Annotated in this window: 21 protein-coding genes and 1 other annotated feature; of the genes, 8 read left to right on the forward strand and 13 right to left on the reverse strand. The window is 36.0% G+C overall.

Features of this window, described 5'->3' with window-relative positions:
- Positions 1 to 9: 9 nt before the first annotated feature.
- The 5 genes from citC to AC4BB7_RS11560 all read right to left on the reverse strand — a co-directional run bounded on the left by citC (position 10) and on the right by AC4BB7_RS11560 (position 3,286).
- Complete coding sequence (gene citC, locus AC4BB7_RS11540) at positions 10 to 1,005, reverse strand: [citrate (pro-3S)-lyase] ligase (RefSeq protein WP_490483112.1); 996 nt, start codon at positions 1,003 to 1,005, stop codon at positions 10 to 12.
- A 13-nt stretch (positions 1,006 to 1,018) separates the two neighbouring features.
- Entirely contained in the window at positions 1,019 to 1,144 is a 126-nt protein-coding gene (locus tag AC4BB7_RS11545; protein ID WP_010760868.1) for an OadG-related small transporter subunit, read from the reverse strand.
- A gap of 35 nt (positions 1,145 to 1,179) precedes the next feature.
- Positions 1,180 to 2,295 carry a sodium ion-translocating decarboxylase subunit beta gene (locus tag AC4BB7_RS11550; RefSeq protein WP_086281355.1) on the reverse strand — a complete coding sequence of 372 codons (1,116 nt, stop codon included), beginning with the start codon at positions 2,293 to 2,295 and terminating at the stop codon, positions 1,180 to 1,182.
- Between the two features lie 43 nt (positions 2,296 to 2,338).
- Positions 2,339 to 2,734, reverse strand: coding sequence for an acetyl-CoA carboxylase biotin carboxyl carrier protein subunit (locus AC4BB7_RS11555; protein WP_490483113.1), 396 nt, complete (start codon positions 2,732 to 2,734; stop codon positions 2,339 to 2,341).
- Positions 2,735 to 2,956: 222 nt separating this feature from the next.
- Positions 2,957 to 3,286, reverse strand: a complete 330-nt coding sequence (locus AC4BB7_RS11560) for a hypothetical protein (RefSeq protein WP_086313655.1) — start codon at positions 3,284 to 3,286, stop codon at positions 2,957 to 2,959.
- 401 nt (positions 3,287 to 3,687) lie between these two features.
- Between AC4BB7_RS11560 and AC4BB7_RS11565 the strand changes: the two genes are divergently transcribed.
- The 3 genes from AC4BB7_RS11565 (at position 3,688) to citG (ending at position 6,741) form a co-directional block, all read left to right on the forward strand.
- Entirely contained in the window at positions 3,688 to 5,031 is a 1,344-nt protein-coding gene (locus tag AC4BB7_RS11565; protein WP_086313656.1) for a CitMHS family transporter, read from the forward strand.
- Between the two features lie 134 nt (positions 5,032 to 5,165).
- On the forward strand, positions 5,166 to 5,870 hold the full coding sequence (locus tag AC4BB7_RS11570; protein WP_086313657.1) for a GntR family transcriptional regulator: 705 nt from the start codon (positions 5,166 to 5,168) through the stop codon (positions 5,868 to 5,870).
- Positions 5,854 to 6,741 carry a triphosphoribosyl-dephospho-CoA synthase CitG gene (gene citG, locus AC4BB7_RS11575; protein ID WP_490483114.1) on the forward strand — a complete coding sequence of 296 codons (888 nt, stop codon included), beginning with the start codon at positions 5,854 to 5,856 and terminating at the stop codon, positions 6,739 to 6,741. The genes AC4BB7_RS11570 and citG overlap by 17 nt, the downstream gene beginning before the upstream one ends.
- Before the next feature lie 64 nt (positions 6,742 to 6,805).
- On the opposite strand, the gene AC4BB7_RS11580 is transcribed toward citG, so the two are convergent.
- Complete coding sequence (locus AC4BB7_RS11580) at positions 6,806 to 7,534, reverse strand: response regulator transcription factor (protein WP_086314319.1); 729 nt, start codon at positions 7,532 to 7,534, stop codon at positions 6,806 to 6,808.
- A 111-nt stretch (positions 7,535 to 7,645) separates the two neighbouring features.
- Between AC4BB7_RS11580 and AC4BB7_RS11585 the strand changes: the two genes are divergently transcribed.
- Both AC4BB7_RS11585 and AC4BB7_RS11590 read left to right on the forward strand, forming a co-directional pair.
- Positions 7,646 to 9,496: a sensor histidine kinase gene (locus tag AC4BB7_RS11585; RefSeq protein WP_490483115.1), complete on the forward strand. Its 1,851-nt coding sequence runs from the start codon at positions 7,646 to 7,648 to the stop codon at positions 9,494 to 9,496.
- 275 nt (positions 9,497 to 9,771) lie between these two features.
- Positions 9,772 to 10,986, forward strand: coding sequence for a YdcF family protein (locus AC4BB7_RS11590; protein WP_490483116.1), 1,215 nt, complete (start codon positions 9,772 to 9,774; stop codon positions 10,984 to 10,986).
- A gap of 131 nt (positions 10,987 to 11,117) precedes the next feature.
- Here AC4BB7_RS11590 and AC4BB7_RS11595 read toward each other — a convergent pair whose 3' ends face one another.
- Complete coding sequence (locus tag AC4BB7_RS11595; protein WP_086313661.1) at positions 11,118 to 11,459, reverse strand: hypothetical protein; 342 nt, start codon at positions 11,457 to 11,459, stop codon at positions 11,118 to 11,120.
- Positions 11,456 to 12,754: a Y-family DNA polymerase gene (locus AC4BB7_RS11600; RefSeq protein ID WP_086313662.1), complete on the reverse strand. Its 1,299-nt coding sequence runs from the start codon at positions 12,752 to 12,754 to the stop codon at positions 11,456 to 11,458. Before AC4BB7_RS11600 ends, AC4BB7_RS11595 begins: the two co-directional genes overlap by 4 nt.
- Positions 12,755 to 13,018: 264 nt before the next feature.
- Here AC4BB7_RS11600 and AC4BB7_RS11605 point away from each other — a divergent pair, with 264 nt between their 5' ends.
- Positions 13,019 to 14,062 (forward strand): AI-2E family transporter, encoded by a 1,044-nt coding sequence (locus AC4BB7_RS11605; protein WP_490483117.1) that lies wholly within the window; start codon positions 13,019 to 13,021, stop codon positions 14,060 to 14,062.
- A gap of 280 nt (positions 14,063 to 14,342) precedes the next feature.
- Here AC4BB7_RS11605 and AC4BB7_RS11610 read toward each other — a convergent pair whose 3' ends face one another.
- On the reverse strand, positions 14,343 to 14,858 hold the full coding sequence (locus tag AC4BB7_RS11610; RefSeq protein ID WP_086313664.1) for a DUF5067 domain-containing protein: 516 nt from the start codon (positions 14,856 to 14,858) through the stop codon (positions 14,343 to 14,345).
- Between the two features lie 107 nt (positions 14,859 to 14,965).
- On the reverse strand, positions 14,966 to 16,135 hold the full coding sequence (locus AC4BB7_RS11615; protein WP_490483118.1) for a serine/threonine-protein kinase: 1,170 nt from the start codon (positions 16,133 to 16,135) through the stop codon (positions 14,966 to 14,968).
- Positions 16,136 to 16,258: 123 nt separating this feature from the next.
- On the opposite strand from AC4BB7_RS11615, the gene AC4BB7_RS11620 reads away from it, so the two are divergent.
- A complete protein-coding gene (locus AC4BB7_RS11620) occupies positions 16,259 to 16,687 on the forward strand; it encodes a helix-turn-helix domain-containing protein (RefSeq protein WP_490483119.1) in 429 nt (142 codons plus the stop codon).
- Positions 16,688 to 16,748: 61 nt separating this feature from the next.
- On the opposite strand, the gene nhaC is transcribed toward AC4BB7_RS11620, so the two are convergent.
- The 3 genes from nhaC to tyrP all read right to left on the reverse strand — a co-directional run bounded on the left by nhaC (position 16,749) and on the right by tyrP (position 21,588).
- Positions 16,749 to 18,122: a Na+/H+ antiporter NhaC gene (gene nhaC, locus AC4BB7_RS11625; protein ID WP_490483120.1), complete on the reverse strand. Its 1,374-nt coding sequence runs from the start codon at positions 18,120 to 18,122 to the stop codon at positions 16,749 to 16,751.
- A gap of 141 nt (positions 18,123 to 18,263) precedes the next feature.
- Complete coding sequence (gene tdc, locus AC4BB7_RS11630; protein ID WP_490483121.1) at positions 18,264 to 20,117, reverse strand: tyrosine decarboxylase; 1,854 nt, start codon at positions 20,115 to 20,117, stop codon at positions 18,264 to 18,266.
- Positions 20,118 to 20,181: 64 nt separating this feature from the next.
- Complete coding sequence (gene tyrP / locus AC4BB7_RS11635; protein WP_086313669.1) at positions 20,182 to 21,588, reverse strand: tyrosine-tyramine antiporter; 1,407 nt, start codon at positions 21,586 to 21,588, stop codon at positions 20,182 to 20,184.
- A gap of 383 nt (positions 21,589 to 21,971) precedes the next feature.
- Positions 21,972 to 22,175 (forward strand) — a binding site (T-box leader).
- 52 nt (positions 22,176 to 22,227) lie between these two features.
- On the opposite strand from tyrP, the gene tyrS reads away from it, so the two are divergent.
- Positions 22,228 to 23,496, forward strand: coding sequence for a tyrosine--tRNA ligase (gene tyrS / locus AC4BB7_RS11640; RefSeq protein ID WP_490483122.1), 1,269 nt, complete (start codon positions 22,228 to 22,230; stop codon positions 23,494 to 23,496).
- The last annotated feature ends 397 nt before the right edge of the window (positions 23,497 to 23,893 follow it).

The raw sequence follows: 23,893 nt of genomic DNA on the forward strand, positions 1-23,893 counted from the left end.
GGACACCTCTTATTCTTTTTTTTGGTTCATGATTTCTTTGAATGTACTATTAGGAACAAGCGATTTTATTTCTTCATAGGCTTGTTCTTTCATTAAAGCTCGGACTCTTGAAGCACTAATTACTTCATCATCCACTTTTTTTCTAGGTAAAATAATCAGGTTCAATGCAGAAGAAAACACATTTTCCATTGCTTGATTATAGATGCTTGTCACAGGTGACAACGGCTCTTCCCCGACGAATCTTTTCGTGATATTTAAAACGGGTGCAATTTTCTCTTTAAATAAAGTTGCATCTAGTTCTGCTTGGACTTTCGCAATATTTTCCTTTGCTTGATTTTTTAGAAAATAGGAAGGAAATGTTGCACTTGAAACCATATATTCTCTTGTTGGTAAAACGACAACATTCGATAAGTGCTTGACGCCTTCTTTCACCAGTTTAAAACGCGTCTTTGCATCAAATAAGGAGCGTTCCTCAGACAAAACAAAGAGATAAACAGTCTGCGCACATTTTGCCGCTTCTGTCACTAAATATAAATGACCATTTGTAAATGGATTAGCATTCATCACAATTGCTGCATTTTGTTTTGTCATTTGCTGATGCTTTTTAAGTTCCGCTAAATAGTCTTCAAAATCAGGAAAGCCCTGCTCCATAAAAACCAGTTCAGCTGTTGCCGCAATTTCAGTAAAACCTAAAGAGCGAAACAACTTACTAGTTTTTGGTTTTGTATATAAGAAATAATGCTGATATCCTATTTCCTGTAATCTTTCTCGTAAAGCTTGAACAATTTGAGAAAGCAGATTTTCATTTTGATAGGAAGAATCAATGGCAATACATTTTAAAATGTTCCTAAAAATCGATCCTGTTCCAATCAGTTTTTCCTGATCATAGATACCAATCGTATAGTCTAACTGGTTATCTGGTATAAGGTCGGCGTTAATCAAAAAATCTGACCACTGCTGTTTTCCTGCCAAATCTCGATCAAGCCAAATTCTTCTGATATTCATTGTTTAACACTTCCTAGCTTTTCGGTGGGAATAATTTATTTAACATAAACGACGCAAAGTAAATCACGAAAATGACAACAAACACGCCACCCCAACCAAAAACCAATAGCTCTAATGATTTTAATAAATCAGCTGACATAAACAAGCTCCTTTCCTTTTCTTCTAGTCAAAACGCTACGCAAGCAAGGCTAATAATAAGCCGCCCGCAATAACTGAAGCAATCTGTCCAGATACATTTGCACCTGCTGCATGCATTAAAATAAAGTTCTGTGGATCTTCGTCTGTTGCCATTTTTTGAATCACTCGACTAGACATTGGGAATGCTGAAATTCCTGCTGCACCAATCATCGGATTGATTTTTTCTTTTCTAAATAGATTCAATAATTTGGCAAACAAGACACCACCAACTGAATCCATTACAAAGGCAACTAACCCCAAACCAATAACCATTAACGTATCAATTTGTAGAAATTCTTCGTATTGCATTTTTACTGAAATTGCCAATCCTAGTACAATACTGATGATGTTTACTAGCTCATTTTGCGCTGTCACAGATAAACGATCTAAGACACCACACTCACGCAGTAAATTCCCAAACATTAAGAACCCAACGAGTGGAAGAGAAACTGGTGCTACCAATCCTGCAACAACCGTAATTACGATTGGAAATAAAATTTTCGCTGTTTGTGATACTTCACCAGCACGGTAAGTCATGCGGATTTTGCGTTCTTTTTTCGTTGTAACGGCTTTAATCGCCACTGGTTGAATAATCGGGACCAAGGCCATATAAGAATAAGCTGCCACCATAATCGCACCCATATATTTCGAATTCAACGTGTTTGCAACAAAGATTGATGTTGGACCATCCGCTGCTCCGATAATTCCGATAGATGCCGCATCATTTAAATCAAATCCTAATAAAACTGCTGCAATAATCGTAAAGAAAATCCCAAATTGCGCAGCGGCACCGAATAACAATAAAAATGGATTTTGTAATAATGGCCCAAAATCGATCATAGCGCCAATTCCGATAAATAGTAACAGCGGAAATAACTCAGTCGAAATTCCTATATCAAACAACACTTGAAACGGACCAGCTTCTCCGCCAGCACTTAGTACACCAGAATTAGGAAAATTGACTAAAATCGTCCCTAATCCCATCGGTACAAGTAAGGTAGGTTCATACTCTTTTTTGATTCCCAAGTACATCAGGATGCCTCCGATGACCATCATTACAATACGTCCCGGCTCCTGCCCCATTCCTACTACACCTTCAATTAATGTTTCCACAAACGTCACTTCCTCTTTTATAATTGAACTACTTTTTTCTTATTTAACCGATTGTAACTAATGGTTCTCCTGGATTAACCATATCACCTTGTTGAACATGAATCTCTGTGACCGTACCTGCTTTACCAGCTACAATTTCATTTTCCATTTTCATGGCTTCAAGAATCATTAATGGTTGATTTTCCTGAACCGTGTCTCCAACATTTACTAAAATCTTCAAGATTGTTCCAGGCATAGGTGATGGCATTGCATCACTTCCAGCCGGCGTGCTCGCTATAGGAGCTGTTGTATCCGCTTGTGCAGGCGTTGGTGCCGCTTCTGCCACAGGAGCTACTGGTGCAACGGGTGCTGCGATTGGTGCTTGTGGCACGCCACCAATTTCTTCCATTTCTACTAAATACTCTTTTCCATCAATTGAGATTTTGAACTTACGTAACATTTTTTCTCCTCCTAAAATTTAATCTGTAACAACGTTCCACTTCGCTTCACCCTGTACTTTTCAGCATCAGTTCATTTCATTCACTGTGATTCAAAGCAAAGCGTAATGGGCTCGTTCAGGTTCGACTGAAAAATAGGAAATTATGACTGAAGCACTTTTTGCCTCTTTCATAATTTGTCTTTTCTCAGAAAATCTGACCGACACCATCAAGTAATCAAAAAACTAATTCGTTCTTTTTTCTTTGATTGATCGAATAACAAAATGACTCTGCGTATCATCAGCCGATGCAATACTGGTAGCAATCGCAGAAACCAGTTGTGCTTCTGGATTTCTTTTTGAAATGCGTTTAATAGTAAACTCACTTTCTGGTCGATCACCAGCCGCAACTGCTGTCGCAATCAATGAAACAAATTGATATTCCTCATTCTCTACTGGAATATATCCAGCAATTTCCTGCCACTCATTTTCTTCTTTTACTATAGGAGAAAGTGGTTGTTTATCTGATTTCATTTCTACTTTTTCTTTATTAAACAGCCGTTCAAATAGCCCCATGAACTCACATCCTTTCTGTTTATGAATTCATTATAGGTAAAAACGATTACAATAAAATGAAATCATCAAGCCTAAATTGTTCTTTCGCTGTTCCTCTTCGTTGCAATTCTTCAAAAATGCTTAGAAACATTAATATACCAACGTTTCTAAGCATTTAAGGTTTTATTAACATCTTATTAACATCTCTTTAAGAAAACGCTGTCATCTGTGTTTTTTTGGTGTTCTTTTTCTTCTTATCGCCTATTTATCTAAACTTTCTTAGATTAAACTAAGCATTGTTAAACGAAACAAGAAAGGGCTTTCCAAAATCATCTTACTGTTATTTTTCTGTTGATCCAACACGATAAAAGAAACGCCAAATTGTTTCGGAAAACGAATTTAGTGTTGAAGGAGAGAAAAAAATGTTATTAACTGTTTTGTCTTATGTGATGATCATCGTCTTTATGTTTGTCATCATGAAAAAGAAAATGTCACCGTTTACAGCTTTAGTTTTGATTCCACTTATTTTTGCTTTGATCGCAATGTTTGCGGGTGTTTCTAAGAAAGGCTCTATTGGAGACTTTGTTATGGAAGGGATTAAAACGACATCCACTACTGGTATCATGTTATTGTTTGCCATTCTTTATTTTTCAATCATGTTGGATGCTGGGTTATTTGACCCAATCACGAAAAAAATGATCCATATTGCTAAAGGCGATCCGATGAAAGTACTGATCGCTACAGCTGTTGTTGCAGCAGCCGTTTCTCTTAATGGAGATGGAACGACTACAACCTTGATTTGCTGTTCTGCTTTTATTCCTATTTATAAAAAATTGGATATGAAATTAATGAACTTAGCGGTCATTGTTATTTTGCAAAATACGATCATGAACTTACTTCCTTGGGGTGGACCAACAGCTCGCGCAATGAGTGTGTTGAATGTTGGGGCTGAAATTTTAGCTTATCTAATTCCTGGAATGATCATTGCCTTGCTTTATGTCATTTTCATCGTAGCGCCTTCTATGGGTAGAAAAGAACGTGCTCGTCTTGGAATCAAACAACTGACAGACGAAGAAATCGATGCTATGACAACTGTTACAGATGAAGAAACATTAGCGATCCGCCGACCTAAAATTTGGTTATTCAATGCGATCTTAACGATTTCATTGATTGCCTTGTTAGTAACAGACTCATTTGTAGGTCTTGGATTACCTCCGTTGTTCTTATTCTTAACAGGTACAGTGATTGCTTTGATGGTCAACTATCCTGTCTTAAAAGACCAATCTTCTCGTATCGGTGCAAATGGCGGCGATGCTGTGCAAGTTGTTATCTTAGTGTTTGCTGCTGGTGTCTTCATGGGGCTTTTCCAAGGGACTGGTATGGCAGATGCATTAGCTCAAAGTTTCACAAAAATCATTCCAAATCAATTGGCTGGTTTCTGGGGCTTAGTCATTGCGTTGATTTCAGCTCCTGGTACTTTCTTTATTTCAAATGATGGATTCTACTTTGGTGTCTTACCTGTCTTAGCCGAAGCGGGTCGCGCTTATGGTTTTACCGATATGCAAATGGCTTTAGCTTCCTTGATGGGACAAGCATTCCACTTGTTAAGTCCATTGGTTGCCTTCATTTATCTATTACTTCGATTAACAGGTTTAGATATGGGGCAATGGCAAAAAGAATCAGCTAAATGGGCACTGGGCATCTTCATCATTTTTGTTGTAACAATCATCTTGACTGGTCATATGCCGCTTTATATCCCACAATAATTAGTCTTGTTCATTGAAAATCGCACAATTCATAAAAAGATTTGTGTGATTTTCTTATCTTTTTCTTAGCAATACAGAATTAAAATATTCATTTATTTTTCCTACTATTAATTAATCACAAGAGGAGTAATCAGATGAGTAAAATATCAGAAGCAGTTGGAAAAAATTTAGATTTAAGTCTTAATGAACCATTGAAAGAACTCGTTTATAAAGCATTTCGTAAAACAATTATTCTTGGTGAGATCCCTGCTGGACAACGGATCAATGAAAAAGAATTTTCTGAGGTAATGAATATTAGCCGCACACCGATTCGCTATGCTTTACAAAAATTAGTTGAAGAAGGATTAGTCGATCACGTTAAAGGAGTTGGGATCATTGTTCGAGGAATTTCACTCAATGATGCGCATGAAATTTATGCGATTCGAAAATCTTTGGATGTTTTAGCTACAATCACAGCAATGAAGGAAATGACCTCTGACGATTTTGATGAATTAAAAGCATTATTAGAAGAAACTGAACAGTTAAATGAAGAGAACGAAATCGATCAAGTCTTACAACGTTTTTCAGATTTTAATGAACTGATTTATGAAAAAAGTAAGATGTTACGCTTAAAATCGATTGTCATGAAATTACGTGAGTACCTCGTCTATTTCCGAGACATTTCGATCCGTTCTAAAGATCGAAGAGACAAAGCGTTGAATGAACATTGGTTGATTTATAAATGCATGCTTAATCAAGAAGAAACGCAATTAGAATTGTTGATTACTGAACATTTAGATTATTCTCAGTCCTTTATTCTCAAAGAAATGGAAAAGCATTTAAATGAAACAGATAAATAACAACGCGATCCAAAAACAAATCAGTGCATTTGCGTTAGAAGCATTACTATACGAAGCAGGTCTTTATCCTAAACCCGGTCTAGTTGATCCGAAAAGCAACGGCGCACATTCAGACATGAATTATTTTACTTTTATTGATAGCAGTGCAGCTCTTGCTCCATATCTTACGAAATACGTTGATGTAGGTTTTTCTCATGAAGGTAGTCCGTTTGATCTATTTAAAAAAGTTCGGGTAATCGGACGCCAAGCAGAGTACGCAATGTTACGTGAAACAAATGGCATCAATACTCATAAAGGTGCAAATTTCTCTTTAGCATTACTTTTAAGTGCGACAGGAAAAATAATAAGTGAGCAACAACTTGCTATTCCCTTTTCTGAACAAGACACATCTACAGTTTTTGACTATGTCAAGCAGATGACAAAAGGCTTACTTGAAAATGATTTTATTGGTCTAGCTCAAAAGAAACAATTGAGCCATGGAGAAAAACTTTATTTAGAATATGGTATCGTTGGGATTCGAGGCGAAGCAGAATTAGGTTATCCTGCACTCCACAACATTGCGTTGCCGTTTTTAAGACAACACCAGACAAGTGAGCAACGAACACTATTTTTACTATTGCTGTTGCAGTTAATGGCTACGATCGAAGATTCTAATTTAATCAATCGCGGCGGTATTTCGGCTTGGCAAAATGTCCAAAAGCAATCGGCTGACCTTTTAAACCATTTTTCATTCAGTTCTTCAGAAACAGAACTAGAAAAAGCGTTGATTCTTTTTGATCAGCAACTGATTCAAGAAAATCTTAGCCCAGGCGGTTCAGCTGATTTATTAGCCCTAAGTTTCTTTTTTGGTCGATTAGAAGGTCTATTTTAAGTTTTACATAATCAATCGGATAAAAACAGGTGATGACCATGATCGATTACCACCTGTTTTTTATTTAAACACTAGCTCCTGCCTCTTTGCCTTCTGGATTAAACAGATAGCCAATCCCCCAAACTGTTTGTAAATATTTCGGCTTTTTGGGGTCATCTTCGATTTTGTTTCTTAAATAATTGATATAGACTGTGATCAGATTTTTGTCCATATCTCCATCACTCCAGACACTTGCATAGATCTGCTCTTTACTAAATACTTGATACGGATTTTCCATAAAAAATAAAATCATCATGATTTCTTTAGATGTCATATTTACGATTTCGCCATTTTTACTAAATTGATATTGATTTTTATCAAACGAAAATATACCCTCTTTTAGTGTAGTTTCTTCACGTTTTTGATTTAGTGTTAGTAATTGCTCAGTTCGATTTAATGTACTGAGAACTTGTGCTCGTAAAACATTTGGTGCAAAGGGTTTAGAAAGATAAACATCGCCTCCTGATTCTAGACCACTGACGATATCTTGCTCGCTTTTTTTCCCACTGACAAATATAATTGGCGTCAAAGGTTGCTGTTCACGAATCAATTGAGCCAAATGGTAACCATCATTTTCATGCTCTAAACTTACATCTAAAAGAAATAATTGAAACTCGACTCGATTCATGATATCTACTGTTTTTTCGATCGTGTCACTTTGGTACACCAACAACCCAGTTGATTGAAGCGACTTCCAAATCAATCGGCGAATTGCAGGATCGTCATCTACCACTAAAATTTTTTCATTTCGCAACATGTACACCTCATTATTCTTTTTACATTATCTATACAATAGCGGAATTATCTTTAAATTTCAACATGAACTTGTTATGATATCAACAGACTTTCAAAAGGAGCTAGACCAATGAAACGAACAAATAGAATTGTGAACATCATGATTGCCGCAATGATTACTTTTATTGTTGTATCTGTTTTTTTTGCAATTCGGGGGTTCTCCGTTATTCGCAAAACAACTACTGCTAGCGGACAAGATTTTTTGCTGCAGTCAACAGAATATGTTGGCAAAGTGATTCAACTTTCTATGAAAAACCGCCATCAAGCTCTTAATTATCTAGCGATTGATGGTAATTTGAAAAACAGTGATGATCCAGCAACATACTTAAAAAACAGCGCTTCTTCTCTAAATACATTTTTTGATTCTCTAAATAATGAAGCAGATGCACTTTTTTATATAGAGCCTGACGGTACACCATTATATGCCTTTCATTGGGATGCTAAGAAAAAACAGGTCTCCATTGCCGATATCCAAACGATTCGTCCTTTTATCAGTCATGACCTCTCACTTAAACAGCTACTAGATAAACCAACTGCTCAAAACGGTGATTCGTACTTTATCGACAAAAAAGCCTATGTTAATTTCTATCAAGAAATTAAAACAAGTTCTGGAACGCTTGATGGTTATTTGATTTTACCATTAAAATTAGAAGCTTTTTATAAAAATTTTCTACAGGATTTTGAATTAGACTATAAAGGCTATCCAATGATCAAGGATCGTTCGATGACTGTTGTCATGCACCCTGTTAAACAACAAGTGGGTTTGGATATCATCAATGGGCGGGAAGAACTTTATCCTGACTTCGACTATTCTGATTTAAAAAGACTGGAAAAATATCAGCTAAACCATGATTCTGGAAAGCTGACTTATAAATCCTACTGGTGGGATGAAGATACACCGACTGAAGTCTTAAAAATAAGTGCATTTGAATGGATCGATGTAGGTCTTGCTCACTGGGTCGTTGCACTTAATGCGGATTATAATGAACGAAACGATGATATCATTAATTTTGTGATCGTTTTATCTTTCCTTTTAGTTTTATTATTGCTATTGATCATTATCTGCTCACTCTTTATTCATAATTTTAGAAAAAAAGAAACGATCGAAGCAGAAAATCGACAGTTGATCGAAAAACAAAAACGACAAAAAATGCAGCATCAGCTTGAACTAGAACTTTATCAACGAAATAAAATGGAAACAGTTGGTCTATTAACGACCTCAATCGTCCATGATATGAATAATTTTTTAACACCAATTATCGGCAACACACAATTGCTATTGGAAGAACATCAGGATGATTCTGTATTAAAAGCAGATTTAGAGGAAATTCTCCATTCTGCTCAAAAAGGAAAACAACTATCATCCAATGTATTACGTTTTTCTAAGCCGCAAAAAAGCGTTCAGGAATGGATGGACATCTCTGCAGCTATCGGAGTAGCCACACACCTGATTGGAGAAATCATTCCTAAAAAAGTGCAGCTTACGCTAGCCATTCAAGAAAATCTAGGAACAACTAAATTAGAAGAAACAGATTTACAAAATTTAATCTATAACTTGATTACAAATGCTTATCAAGCAACAAAAGACAATACAAATAAACCTCAGAAGATTCAAGTAACTGTTGCTCCTGCCACAAAAGAACTAACAGATCTATTAAAAACGGACAGTCACCGAATGAGTCATATTGACAGTTTTGTGACATTGGAAATCTCTGATAACGGTTCAGGAATTCCACCTGCATTAAAAGAAAAAATATTTGAACCTTTTTTTACAACGAAATCTGCCGATGAAGGGACTGGTCTGGGCTTATTCGCAGTGACCTCGATCGTTGCAAAGTATGAATGGCATCTTTCACTAGAATCTACAGAAGGTCATGGTACAAGCTTCTTAATAACATTTCCGGTCCATTCATCTAAATAACATTAAAATGGACAAGATTGAAACAGAAGTGTTTATCCAAATTTCACATGGTCGAGACAAAAGCGTTCAACTCCAAGTACTAAGCCGAAGGAGTTGCTTTTTTCTCGCCATTTCTTTGGATTTAAGGTCCGAAACAAAACCGATTTTTAGTTTTTGTCTCACTCACGTCTATTTTTTACGGCAACAATCAAGATATCTAATTAGGCCTTATAGTATTTTTTTCTCTCATTTTTCGTTATACTAAGATGGAAATCATTTATTGAAGGAGTTCTATTATGGGGAATTATTTTAGTATTTTTATTGGTATTATTTATCTTATCGGCGTATTCATGATCCCGAAATGGCGCCAAAAAAAGGTAAACCAAGATTGGAAATTTTATGAGTTGCTTTGGTTTTCAATTTGTTTTATTGTCTATGTCATTCATTTAGAAGTACGGCTTCATACGTACTACTTTTTGATTCCGTCATTTTTTCTACTACTTTTTCTTTTTTGTTATTTTAAAGAAAAACGCAGATTGGTAAATGGGTTAGTATTTAATTTATTTCTAGTTATTGGTATGACCTATTTGGGTTCTTTACTGGTTAGAACAACAGATCCAGTATTGCTCATTTTAGCAGGGATCACTGGTATTTTCTTGTTGTTGCTTCTATTTATCGGACTTTATGCCTTAGTTGTTTTCTTGTATTGGAATGCTATCGTTGTGATGCGTAAAGAAGGTCATTCTTTAGCCAACCTATTGACTTTGCTTTTAGCGATTGGCTTGACAGTCTTTTTGATCGTTAATTATTATTCCTCTCGAGTTTTACCATCTTGGGCATCTTTATTATTTGGTATTTTACCTTTATCTATGTTCTATTTTTCCGTTGTTTTTTACAATTTTTTAACGATTTCGATGATTTATCAGTTTAATCAGCCAAAATATGAGCAAGATTTTATTATTGTTTTAGGCTCTGGTTTAATTGATGGGAAAACAGTCCCGCCACTTTTAGGAAAACGGATCGAAAAGGCAATTCAATTTTATAAAGCCCAAACCCGGGCTACTTTGAATTCACCTAAAATCCTTATGTCCGGCGGAAAAGGTGATGATGAACATATTGCAGAAAGTCTTGCCATGAAACATTATGCCATTGAAAAAGGTATTCCTGAAGAGGATATTTTAGTTGAAACAAATTCAAAAAATACTTTAGAAAATATGAAATTCTCTAAAGAAATCATGGAAGCAACTTTTGGCGGGACAGACTTTCATGCGATTTTTACTACTAATAATTTTCACTTATTTCGTGCGGGTCTTTTTGCCAAAATGGCTAATCTGAAAGCAGATGGTATTGGAGCCAAAACTGCTCTTTATTTCTTGCCAAATGCTTTTTTAAGAGAGTTTATCGCGATCGTAATGATGCACAAACGACGTCACATGATTATATGTGGGTTGATTGCTTTGATGATGATTCTCTTAGCATTAGCTGAGTTTTTCCTAGTTCCTACTACCTAAAATCAAAAAACGGTGGAAAAAAAGCAGCTCCTTCGGAAATAAGCCGAAATTCACAAAATTTGAAGAATAATTTTCGTGAATTCCTTCTTATTTCTGGGAGCTAGGTGCTTTTGCCTCAACCTCGTTTTTCTTTAATGAAGCTGTACGTGACGAATCTCATCATAACCAATCTTATGACCATCTACATAAATTCCTAATTCATCATGTCCCTGAATCTTTCCAATAATATCCGCTCCGTAATTCCCTTCACTATCCAATTCTTCTTTTTGAATGTTCACTTCAACTTGATTTTGAAAAGCTAGAGCTAATACTTCATCAATCTCCAGCCAACTCATTTGACTCTTTTTTTCAGCTGGCTGTCTTTTTTTCTCTTGTTCAATGATTGCCGTATGTTCAGATAAATAAAAGCCTGCCCATTTCTTCATTTTTCGATCTTGGTACTGTTCAAAATAGTAATCCCGTTCCTTGCTCATTGCAAGCCCTCCATTCCCCCAGCGTGTCCACCAACTAATGATGCTCTTGAAATTGCTGTACCGCCAGATGAAACTGAACTTGCATGAACCAGCGAAACATAGCCAAAACGTTGACGAATCTCATCAATCAGCTGATCTAACTTTAGTTCTTTTAATTGTTCATCCGGCTCATGAAATAAATCCAGTTGTACATAAGTATTATAATTCAGTTTGGAATAAGTAATCCCAATATGTCGTACTTCCTCACCGTGCCAGTGCTGTCTAAATATCATTAGACAGTATTCAATCAATACTTTACTGCTATTCGTCAGCGGGACTTTCATTTGCCTTGAAAATCCTGTGCCCCCTGCCTTACTAGCTCTTGAAAATCCGATAGATAAATGAACACATTCAGTCTGACAATGCGCTTTCCTCAGTCTAGCTGCCACTTGCTCTGCCATTTCCCGGATCACAACTTCAATCTCATCTTGTCTCAAGTAATCTCGCATCAAAATCTGAGAATTATTGTATGATCGTTCTTCTGGGATATATTTTTCGGATAAGCGGCTTCGATCGATGCCGTGCGCATGAGCATACAACTGTTCTCCGATGATTCCTAGGTTTCTTTTAAGACTATTCAAATCAGCATGAGCCAAATCGTAAATGGAACGAATCCCCAGATTATTTAAGCGTTTCGCCAGTCGCTGACCTATTCCCCACATTTCAGTCATGGGATCGATTGTCCAAACTTTTTCAGAAACATTCTCATAATGCCATTCAGCTACTCGTTGCTCATTGTGCTTAGCTTCAATATCCATAGCTAATTTGGCTAACAAAGGATTATCACCAATCCCGATCGTAATCGACAAGCCAGTTTCTTTTTTGATTCTTTGCTGGATGATTTGTGCTAGTGCCATGGGTGTTTGTCCAAACAATCTCCAACTAGCTGTCACATCTAAAAACGATTCATCGATCGAATAAATATGTAAGTCTTCTTCTGCTACATATTCCTTATAAATTGCATTGATTTTCATGTTTTCCTTGATATACTCATTCATTCGTGGCGGGACAATCACTAGATCTGGGTGATTTGGTACATCATATTTGCGTGTTACATTCGTGATGCCAAGGACTTCTTTGGCTTTCGGAGAAGAAGCTAAAACTAAGCCACCAGTATTTTCAGCATGACTCATCACGACCAACATTTTTTCCATCGGATCGTACTCTCTAGCGACACACTCAACTGAAGCATAGAAGGATTTTACATCAATACAAAAAATCACTCTTCTAGGTTCTTTTTCATAATCAAAAAACATAGTAACCCTCTCCTTGGTTTATTTCATAACCAATTATACGAACATACGTTCCTTTTGTAAAGGGGAACAACTTTTTAAATTTTTGACTGATAAAAAATAATTTTTTTAGAATTATAAAGGAAACTGCTATCTTAATATGCAAAAAAGCATTATAGTTATCTTAATATGTACTATTATTAAGAGTATAAGGTGAGTCTTTGCTCTTATTGATTTGTTCCCTTATATGTAAAGGATACAAATCATTCATTACAAGGAGTGAAAGCCATGTCGATTTATGAAAAGTTTATTCAAAATGAGCGATTAAGACGTTTTTTCGTTTTAGCTGTTGTTATCTTTATTTTATTTTTAGCTAGAAGCATGATCACAATGATTTTATTAACTTTTATTTTTACGTTTTTAGCACTTCATTTCGTAAAATTTGTTCAGCGTTTTTTAAAAATACCGTCGCTCATACTTGTTTTAGCAACCTATTCTTTGATTGTCTTTTTAGTTTATCTGGCTATAACAAAATATGTGCCAGTTCTGATTCATCAAACAGTCCAAACGTATAATTCTGTTGTACATTTTTATCAAAATCCAACTGATAGTCACAATCAATTATTGATGATAATTAATGAATATATAGAAAAATCTAACTTGATGACCCAAATTCAAAATGGTGCAAGTACGCTCTTACGTTATATTCAAGATATCGGTTCTATTGGACTTTCCTTTGTCCTCTCTTTTATTTTAAGTTTCTTTTTTATGATCGAGAAAAAACAAATGGCAGAATTTTCTAAGTTATTTTTAAAGAGTGATTTTGACTGGTTCTTTCAAGATATTTACTTCTTTGCAGATAAGTTTGTGAATACCTTTGGCGTCGTGATGGAAGCTCAATTTTTTATTGCTGTTGTTAATACTGGTATTACAACGGTTTGTCTGGCTTTGATCGGTTTTACTCAATTACCAAGTTTAGCAATCATGATTTTTATTTTGAGTTTGATTCCCGTTGCAGGTGTGATCATTTCTTGTATTCCACTAAGTTTTATTGCTTATTCTGAAGGCGGCATCAATGATGTTATCTATATTTTAGTCGTCATTATTGTTGTCCATTTACTCGAGTCTTATGTATTGAACCCTAAATTTATGTCTAGTAAAACAGATTTACCGATTTTTTATACCTTCGTCATTTTATTGATCAGCGAGCGACTATTCGGTGTTTGGGGATTGATTGTCGGCATTCCAATTTTCACTTTCTTTTTAGATATCTTAAAAGTTAAACCAATCCATTCCGACATCGATAAACTCCCTAATTCGTCAAATGAATAAAAAAAGAAAGTGAACGACTGGAGATAATCCAGACGTTCACTTTCTTGTGGCTTTGGCTGTTTTCGTATTTGGAAAATCAGTCAGGCAGCAAAGACTAATTGATTTCGGACCAAATAACTCTATCTTAACTAGCTACCTGTTCCAATAAACCCAATACACGGCCATATATAAGGAATATTATCCAATTCCTTTGCTCCCTTTGAAGCTAAAAACTAGTCATTTTCTACTGAGAAAAATGCTAGCTGAACCACCTTTGTTCAACCCTTTTGAAGATTTCAAATTACTGTAAGATAAACTCTTTTGTCAATTTCACTTTATCACTGAATAATTTCGTTGCTTCAACCGATACTGGTGTTGTCATGTCCGTTAACTTATAAGGAACTTTTAAATTCAGTGTTGCTCCTGGTTGAATCTCAGTCATTGAATCTACATACCCAGATTCTGACATAATTGCTAACTGCAACGCAATACCATTTTGAAAAGCCTTCGTTGTGATCGACGTTAAAAACATTGCATTTTTATCGCTGTTATTCGTAAATTCATAATCGATCACACCTACGTCTTCTCCGTTGTAATCTTTTGCAAACGATAGTTCCTTGATAGCAACGTGATAATCTCCTAAATCACCAGCATCTGTTTCAGCAGGAACTTCTGATTCTTGTTTTTTAGTAACCTTACTTGTCGTTGCCTCTTTTTTTTTCGTTGTATCTTCTTTAGAATCAGAACCCATATTAGCTAGAACACCACCTACTACTAAAACACCGACACCGATCAAAATAATTTTCTTCACGTTCATTTTTTTGTCTCCTTTGTTATTTAGTCCGTTAGTACACATTTATACTACTGAATAATCAAAGAAGAATCTTATGCATTTTGCATAGTGATAAGTAGATAGTCGGTCAACTACCTTTTCGCTCCACCATTGGTCACTAGAAGATATAACCAAAAAAAAATCAGCCAGCCAACAGCTAATAAACCATAACCAAGTCCTCGCAAAATCAGTTTTTTTGAATGAAGCAAAGGTATTTTTTCATGAAAGTTCATAAAGTTAGTAAGTAACAACACAGGCAAAACAAATATAGTAAAGCCTTCGATTGTCCGTAATAATTTTTCAGTCATTGAAGTTGCCTCATAGACCATTCCTGGTAGTCCCATTAACATAAGAACATAATAAATAATCGCCAATGTCATCTTCCACGGCTGGTCTGTACGAAATCCTGGTACATATTTTTTTAAGAATGACCTAATAGGCGTTTTAACGTTATTTAGTTCATCCATATCAGTCTTCTCATTCTTGTTTTCTCGGTTATCCAAAACAAGCCTGTCTTCATTATGATGCGTTTCATTTACCCATTGCTTCCATTTTTCTCTAACCACTGTTTTCATTTCTACTGCTGACTGATAACGATCTTTAGGATCAAACCGTGTCGCCTTCAAAATAATTTCGCGTAGAAAAGGATCCGAACTTAGCTTATTTTTAGGATATTCTTTGACCGAACAAATATTGATTACTACCCCTACCGAATAAAGATCACTTCTTGCATCTGATTCAGCAAATCCAAATTGTTCAGGTGAAGCAAATCCAACTGTTCCTAGCTGAATCGTATCCGTGTCTTTCGCGCCATCAAATACCCGCACCGCATCAAAATCGATCAATTTTAGCATACCGTCATTGGTCAACATAATATTCCCGGGTTTCACATCACGATGAACTAATCCTTTATCATGAAGAGCTATTAAGGCATCTAATAACGAAAGTGTCATCTTTAAAATTGTTTCTGTTTCTATCACTTCTGAAGAGCTAATGACTTCTGTCAATGTTTTACCGTGAATAAATTCTTCGTATAGATAAAGTTGATCCCCTTCAATCAGAACTTCCTGAACTTTAGGTAAATTAGTTTGCTTGATTTGTTGTAGTGTGGTCAAGTTATCCGCTAAATAAAGCGGATAACATTTTTTTACAAAAAACTCCTTTGTATCATTTTTCCTTACAAGGAGCGGCCCATTGGCTTTATCTGTTAGCGGTTCAATTTCTTTATACGAAAATGGACCTGAATTATTTATGTTTCCCATTTTTACACTCCAATTTTTGTTTACTTTTTTAATTATAACAAATAAATCAATAAAATACGTCCGCTCTTAATGAAAAACCATGTATAATAGCAATAGGATATTTTAAATATAGGAGACCTTGGCATGCAAGAAAAAGATACAGATACATTACTTCACTCATTAAAAAAAGCTGAAAATTTTCAAACTGCTCTGTCTGAAACTCAGGATTATACAATTGACAAAACCTTGAAAGATTACTTAAATCGGTTGCTGATCGATAAGCAGTTGACAAAAAGTACGGTATTAAAAAAAGCTGGAATTACTGAAGCGACAGGCTATCAGTATTTCGACGGGAAAAGAAATCCTTCTAGAGAAAAAATGGTTGCTTTAGCAATCGGCTTAAATTTGGACTTAGAGGAAACCAATGATTTGATGAAAAAAACCAGCTATGCCCAACTCTACCCTAAACACCCTTGGGATGCTGTAGTGATTTATGGTATCACTCATGGCTTGACGATTTCAGAGATCGACGATTACTTATATGATCAAGGACTGAAAACTTTTGGTGAGTAGCCAACAATTAAACAAAAAAATACAACCTATTCTCGTAAAAGAATAATGTTGTATTTTTTATTTAGCCTTTTATTGATTTCTTTTTGCTACTCAACGTAACTAAAAATGACAAGATCGGTAAAACATAACAAAATACCGCATAAGGCAGATAATTGATTGTTGCAATACCTAACGTTCCTGAAATAAACACACCGCTCACACCCCACGGAATCAATGGATTCACCACTGAACCTGCATCATTCAAGCCTCTAGATAACTGGGTCAACGGAACGTTCTTTTCTTTGAATTTATTGATAAAGGATTTTCCAGGTAAAATGATCGAAAGATACTGTTCACCGATCAATACATTGATTCCGATAGAGCTCATCATTGTAAGAAAAATCAATTTGTGTCGAGAATTGATTACTGATTCAAAACGTTGAAGCAAACAGTCGATAATTTCCATTTTCACTAATAATCCGCCTAAAGCTAGGGCCAAAATAATCAACGATACTGACCACATCATACTTTGAATCCCACCTCTAGAAAGTAGCTCATCTACTTGTGCGTTACCAGTGTGAGAAACAAAACCATTTTGGATCATATCGGCTGTTTCTACGAATGAAAAGTGTGCATTCGTAAAAAACATCAACATGAGTGAGGCACAGATACTCAACAGTAATGTAGGAATGGCTGGAATTTTTTTCCAAGCACAGACAAACAAAATTGCCAACGGAATCAGTTCAATCAAAGAAATCGTAAAATTGTTATTTAAAGTATTGACGATATCGTGAATACTTGTGCTATCTAAGGCACCACCATAGCGCAATCCCATAACTAAAAAGTAGCCAAACGAAAGTACCGCTGCTGGAATTGCTGTTTTATATGTATTTTTCAAATGTTCAAATAAATCAACTTCTGAAATCGCTGCGGCTAAATTTACTGTATCTGAAAGTGGTGAAATCGTGTTGCCCAAAAAAGCCCCCGAAACGATTGCACCTGTTGTCAGTGCAGGGTCGATCCCAATTAAACTACCCATTCCTAAAAAAGCAATCCCAATCGTTGAAATCGTTGTAAAAGAGCTACCAACAGCGCCGCCTACTATCCCACAAACCATAAAAACAGTCGGAATAAAAAATTTCACTGATAAGAATGAAAAACCTAAAACCATGATCGTTGGAATCGTTCCTGCTGCAATCCAAACACTGATCAACGCACCAATCAAAATAAAAATCAACATTGGAATAATACCAGAAGAAACACCATCAATCAGAGCGTCATGGATGAAATCCCAAGAAAATTTCTTATACACCGCAAACAAAAGTAAATAACCAATCGCAATCAAGATCGCAACATGAGCCGGAATACCAAAACCAATAATACTAATACCGATCATCAACAGCAATGTTACTAATAAGAAAACAGCTTCATTAAAATTCACTTGATATTTTTTCATACATTGTTCCTCACATTTTTCGTAGAAAGTCGATGAATGTTCTTATTCATTTTCTTTCATTTATTTTTTATAGAAAAGCTGCAGCTGTGACAAAGCAAATTTTTCGCTTTGTCACACCCACAGTGGTCAATTTACAATCGTTTATTCAGCGTAGATTGCTTCTAATTTTTCTTGGATCGCTGTTTTGATTTTTTCTGCATATTCGTCAAACACTTCTTTATCATTCATGTATGGTGACATACCAGCAGCACGTAAGATCGTTACTTTGTCCGCACGTTCCCATTCAGCACGAGAGAATCCTAAGCTGTTTACAAATTCAAATGGGCTGTGGCCGTATTCTTCGATAGCAAAATCTGTATGAGATGTAATGAATTCGTTGTTATATAATCCACCTTTTGCGTATGAAGCATAGTCATAGAAATCGTGGTTTAATTTGTTCATTTTCACAAGATCAGTATTGCCTTTTTCATTGAATACATAGTCCACCATATTAAAATCTGGTTTTGTTAAAGCATGGATTTCGATTGTTTTATCGCCGACTTTGAATTCTAATCCGTCGATAAAGTGATAGAAATGATATGCTCCTTCAATACTTGCGCCCATCAATTTACCGTAACCTGTTACGTTAAGCGGCAAGACTTTATGTGCTGTCCAAACAGCTGCAGCCGTTGCACCAGCTTTAGAGCCTTCAAGAATATATGCGCCAAGTAAAGCTGGAATATCTGCGCCTTTTTCAAATACATAAGTTGCAAAATAAGAAATCACGTCACGCATACGGATGTCTTTGATGACAACACCACCAGCTGAATAAGGGATATAGCCCATTTTATGTGGATCGATCGTGACAGATTCAGCTTGTTCGATTGCTTTGAAAGAGTCATAAACTTCTCTTGTCAACCAATCATTTTTCTCTTGGAAGATGTTATGTTTGGCATAAACTTCTTCGATTTTATCCCATTCGATAAATTGATCGTTTTCGTCTAAGAAGATTGAACGTCCGTAACCACCGTATGCTGCATCAACGTGTACGTAGAAATAGATGCCTTCTTTGGCTAATTTATCACGTAGCGCAATGATTTGATCGATACGATCGACTTGTCCTTCTTCTGTTGAACCAACCACACCAACGACTCCAAGAGTCGGAATTCCTTGTGCAGCTAAATCACGGATTTGTACTTCTAATTTATCAATATCCATACGATATTCACTGTTTACTTCACCAGCGATAACTTGATCTAAACCAATCCCAATGATGTCAGCAGCTTTCAACCATGAATAATGTTTTGTTTGAGGAACGATCCATTTACCTAATTTGTCTAAGTTCTTACCACTACGGGCTGATTGAGCTTTGATTTCGTCAAAGTGGTCTTGTACTTGATCTAAAATATCTAAGACTTCTGTTGTTGACATATTCAATAATTCCCAATCTGATTTCCCAGCAACCATTTCTGGTACTACAGCTTGGATAGCAAATGGTAAAGATTTCATATTGCGGGCATACCATAGACCTTCTAAGTTTGCGATCGAACCATCAGCCGCAATATGACCCCAGCCATCTTCATAACCCATCAATGTAGCAAATTCTAACCCAACTTCTTCTTCCATTTGTGACGTTGCAGGTGATGACTCATACGCCACGTTATTACCGTTCCAAAGCATTGCAGTTGTATAGGCGATAATTGATGGCATTAATGTTTCAGCGTTCATATGCCCCCAGAAACGACCTGCTGAGTGCCATGGAAGTGATTCGGTACGTAAACGAGAAGATAATACATTGAAAACACTTCTCATGTTGTCTGCTGTTTCTTGGAAACTTTTAGAACTTCTATCTTGTGGTGAAATCACTGGTAAATCTTGCGGCATGTAATTTTGTCTCCAGCCCACATGTTCATCGATCATTTTATTTAATAGCTCTTTGAATAAATCAACGTTTTCACCTTTGTCGCCTATAAATAATGCTTTTAAATTTGTATCATCAGTATTGAAATTTTTCATGATATTTTCCTCCAATAGTTTCATAATTGATCATGCTAAAAAGTTTAGTTTTAATCGTTCTTTCTTATTTATCTGTTTTCTTCCATTCTGGTTTCTTTCTCTTATAAATGAACAATGCAATACCGATCATAATAACAGTTGCCGCCACTTGGAAAATAATATAAGCTACATGTCCACTTTGAGGAACTGAAGTTGGTGGAATCAAGCTGACTAGAATCGTAACAACCACACTCACGATCGCTAGTACTGAAACAAACCACATCAAACCATTGCCTTTACTTCCTAATCGAAATGGACGTTTCACAGTTGGCATACTGTAACGTAATTTGATCGCTGAAAGTGAAATCAGTAGATATACGACACAATAAAGGATCGTTGTTGTGATCGTGATGATCAAAAATGCCGCACTGATATCTGGTACAACAACATATAAGAACGATACAAGTGAAATGACGATCGCTTGGATCATAACAAACACAATTGGAATTCCTTTTGCATTACGTTTTTGGAAGAATGGTGGTAAGTTTCCTTCTTCTGCTACTTTGATCATTGATTTACTTGGACCTAAAACCCACGCACTCAATTGAACTAATACACCCACTAAAATCATCAAAGAAATGATATTATTGAAAATCGCTGGAATCCCAAGATCTTGTGTCATGATCACAAATGGTTGCGTGATATTGGCAAGTTCCATTTTTCCGGCTGGTACACTATCTGCTACACTTAAACCAGCTGCTAAGTTAAACACAACTAATAGTAAAACAGAAGCAATCACAGCAATTGGATAATTCCGTTTTGGATTATCGATATTGTTTGCATGAACAGATGAAATTTCTACTCCAGCAAAAATGAAGATAATTCCTGTCAAAGTTGGTAAACTACCTAAATCGCTAAAGTCAGGTAATAATTTACTTGCTTCAAAATGACCTAAGTAACTCTCTTGGTTGATGCCGTGTTTTGCCATGTACATCATTCCTAAAACAACTAGAGCAACAAAAGGAATATAAACACCGATCACAGCACCCCAGTCACCTGCAATTTTGACCATATCAAATTTCAAGTTCAATAGTGTAATGCCCCAATAAGAAATCAAGATCATGATAAAAATGAATAAATTATTATGTCCAAGGTCTGGACGGTCGATTACGTAACCAAGTAGTACACCTACAGTTGAAGCAACCATTACCATTCCGAAAAACATTTGTACCCATAATAACCAAGACGTAACAAAACCCCATTTTTCACCAAACGCATTACGAACCCAGACTTGCGGTCCGCCCTCTTCTGGCCAGCCAGTTGAAAGTTCTGCTGAAATCAAAGCAATTGGTAAGGCAAAGCAGCAAGCTGCGATCAACATATAAAAAATTTGCGCCCATCCCGTTGACGCTAATGTTGGAACACTACGAACCGTTCCAAAAAAGGCCATGGTAATTCCGATTAATCCAAATAATGACAATTTCTTATTCATGTTTCTATTTGACCTCCTGATTAAATTTATTTTTTGTTTCCCACATGTGAAATCACTCCCAAAGTATAGGTAGCTTTTAGCCCCAAGTCAAAAAGAGTAGAATTAAAAAAAAAGCCCGTTATTTAAGATTTATGCACTCTATACAGCGCGTCAGCACTGCGCTACGCTAAAGCATTTATGTGAAAAAAATCGCATAAAACAGCTTTTTGTAAAAAGGTCGTTCGCAATTGTCAGAAATCCTATTTGACCCTTCCGTCTTTCGAAAAACCTAGATTAAAGTGAAGTCCGATTATATGAGAAAGAGCTCATTTAAAAATAATAAAAGAAAAAAAGAAGTATTTGACAAGTTGGTTTATTTGTCGTAAAATTGCTACAAAATCACATATCAAACTTTAATAAAGCGAAGTAGCAAGAATGTCCCTATTTCAGAGAGTCAACATATAGTGAGAGTTGGCATATACATTTTTTGTGAATTACACTTTTAGTTTCCTACCGTAAGTAGGCGTCTATCTACGATACAGATTTGAGAGGTATATGAGTTTTTCGTATACAATTTGGGTGGTAACACGGCGAAGTTCGTCCCATAGGCATTGAGCCTATGGGGCGTTTTTTATTTTATTTAGGAGAGGAAGAAGAGACATGACAAACATTATTGATGAATTAGAGTGGCGTGGCGCCATCAACCAACAAACAGATAGCGAAGGTTTGCGTGAATACGTTGAAACCAATAGCATTTCACTATATTGCGGTGTGGACCCTACAGGAGACAGTATGCATATCGGGCATTTGATTCCGTTTATGATGTTAAAAAGATTCCAAGCATTTGGACACCATCCATTTATTTTGATTGGTGGGGCTACTGGTACAATTGGTGATCCGAGTGGACGTACAACAGAACGTCAATTACAAACAATGGAAACTGTTCAGCACAATGTTGATTCTTTAACAAGACAAATGGAAAAATTATTTGCAGTGGACACAGATAACACACTAACTTTAGTGAACAACTACGATTGGACACACAACCTTACTTTGTTGGATTTCTTAAGAGATTACGGTAAGTTCTTCAACATCAATACAATGCTTGCCAAAGATATCGTAGCAAGCCGTTTAGAAACAGGGATTTCATTTACAGAGTTCACGTACCAAATTCTACAATCAATGGACTTTTTACACTTATTCCAACACAACGACGTTCGCATGCAAATCGGTGGCGCTGATCAGTGGGGCAATATCACAGCAGGTCTTGACTTGATTCGTAAAAAAGAAGGTGCTGATGCAAAAGCCTTTGGTTTAACGATTCCATTGATGCTAAAAGCGGATGGAACAAAATTTGGGAAAACAGCTGGCGGTGCCGTTTGGTTAGATCCTGAAAAAACAACACCTTACGAGTTCTACCAATTCTGGGTAAACCAAGATGACCGTGACGTAATCAAATACTTGAAATTCTTTACCTTCTTAACAAAAGAAGAAATCGATGCATTAGAAGTTAAAGTAGAAACTGAACCACATTTACGTGAAGCACAACGCGTACTAGCCGCAGAAATGACTAAATTTGTTCATAGTGAAGAAGATTTAAATGATGCTTTAGCAATCTCAGAAGCATTATTCTCAGGTAACGTAAAAAATCTAACTTCCAAACAAATTGAAGAAGGCTTTAAAAACATGCCTACTGTTGAAACAGAAACCCTTGATCAAAACCTTGTTGATTGGTTGATCGAACTTGGCATTGAACCATCTAAACGCCAAGCGAGAGAAGACATCTCAAACGGTGCGATTTCGATCAATGGTGATCGTATTAAAGAGTTGGACTTTGTTGTTACAGCAGAGCACAGTTTTGACGGAAAATTCATTATTGTTCGCAAAGGGAAAAAACAATACACTTTAGTGAAACTACTTTCTAAGTAAAAAATAGTTAGTCTATTTCTAAAGGGTGAAGTAAAACTGAAAATCAGTTTTACTTCACCCTTTTACATTTATTTATTCAATTTACTGGACAAAATACAAAAAAGTTTTATAATAAAAAATGCTTGCTACGAAACACATTGAATACTATGAACTAATGTTGAAAAGTACAAGGTGTAGTGACGCGAAACGTTGTTACTATCTAGCTGTATGAGCCAGTCTCTTGAGAAAAAGATAAAACCTGAATGAGGCAAAAAGCAACTCAGTCATGTTTTCCTATTTTCTAGTCGAGACTAAACGGGCTCATTCCGCTTTTGCTGAGAATCACAACGAAAGAATTTAAGTTGATGATGAACAGTACAAGACTTTCATAAGAAAGTGTTGATCATTTGTATTAGAT

This window comes from Enterococcus sp. AAFC-DPL-5182 (assembly GCF_058216605.1).

Coding starts and splice junctions, on each gene's coding strand:
- citC (WP_490483112.1), bottom strand. CDS start 1,005: ATGAATATCAGAAGAATTTGGCTTGATCGAGATTTGGCAGGAAAACAG.
- AC4BB7_RS11545 (WP_010760868.1), bottom strand. CDS start 1,144: ATGTCAGCTGATTTATTAAAATCATTAGAGCTATTGGTTTTTGGTTGG.
- AC4BB7_RS11555 (WP_490483113.1), bottom strand. CDS start 2,734: ATGTTACGTAAGTTCAAAATCTCAATTGATGGAAAAGAGTATTTAGTA.
- AC4BB7_RS11560 (WP_086313655.1), bottom strand. CDS start 3,286: ATGGGGCTATTTGAACGGCTGTTTAATAAAGAAAAAGTAGAAATGAAA.
- AC4BB7_RS11565 (WP_086313656.1), top strand. CDS start 3,688: ATGTTATTAACTGTTTTGTCTTATGTGATGATCATCGTCTTTATGTTT.
- AC4BB7_RS11570 (WP_086313657.1), top strand. CDS start 5,166: ATGAGTAAAATATCAGAAGCAGTTGGAAAAAATTTAGATTTAAGTCTT.
- citG (WP_490483114.1), top strand. CDS start 5,854: ATGAAACAGATAAATAACAACGCGATCCAAAAACAAATCAGTGCATTT.
- AC4BB7_RS11585 (WP_490483115.1), top strand. CDS start 7,646: ATGAAACGAACAAATAGAATTGTGAACATCATGATTGCCGCAATGATT.
- AC4BB7_RS11590 (WP_490483116.1), top strand. CDS start 9,772: ATGGGGAATTATTTTAGTATTTTTATTGGTATTATTTATCTTATCGGC.
- AC4BB7_RS11595 (WP_086313661.1), bottom strand. CDS start 11,459: ATGAGCAAGGAACGGGATTACTATTTTGAACAGTACCAAGATCGAAAA.
- AC4BB7_RS11600 (WP_086313662.1), bottom strand. CDS start 12,754: ATGTTTTTTGATTATGAAAAAGAACCTAGAAGAGTGATTTTTTGTATT.
- AC4BB7_RS11605 (WP_490483117.1), top strand. CDS start 13,019: ATGTCGATTTATGAAAAGTTTATTCAAAATGAGCGATTAAGACGTTTT.
- AC4BB7_RS11610 (WP_086313664.1), bottom strand. CDS start 14,858: ATGAACGTGAAGAAAATTATTTTGATCGGTGTCGGTGTTTTAGTAGTA.
- AC4BB7_RS11615 (WP_490483118.1), bottom strand. CDS start 16,135: ATGGGAAACATAAATAATTCAGGTCCATTTTCGTATAAAGAAATTGAA.
- AC4BB7_RS11620 (WP_490483119.1), top strand. CDS start 16,259: ATGCAAGAAAAAGATACAGATACATTACTTCACTCATTAAAAAAAGCT.
- nhaC (WP_490483120.1), bottom strand. CDS start 18,122: ATGAAAAAATATCAAGTGAATTTTAATGAAGCTGTTTTCTTATTAGTA.
- tdc (WP_490483121.1), bottom strand. CDS start 20,117: ATGAAAAATTTCAATACTGATGATACAAATTTAAAAGCATTATTTATA.
- tyrP (WP_086313669.1), bottom strand. CDS start 21,588: ATGAATAAGAAATTGTCATTATTTGGATTAATCGGAATTACCATGGCC.
- tyrS (WP_490483122.1), top strand. CDS start 22,228: ATGACAAACATTATTGATGAATTAGAGTGGCGTGGCGCCATCAACCAA.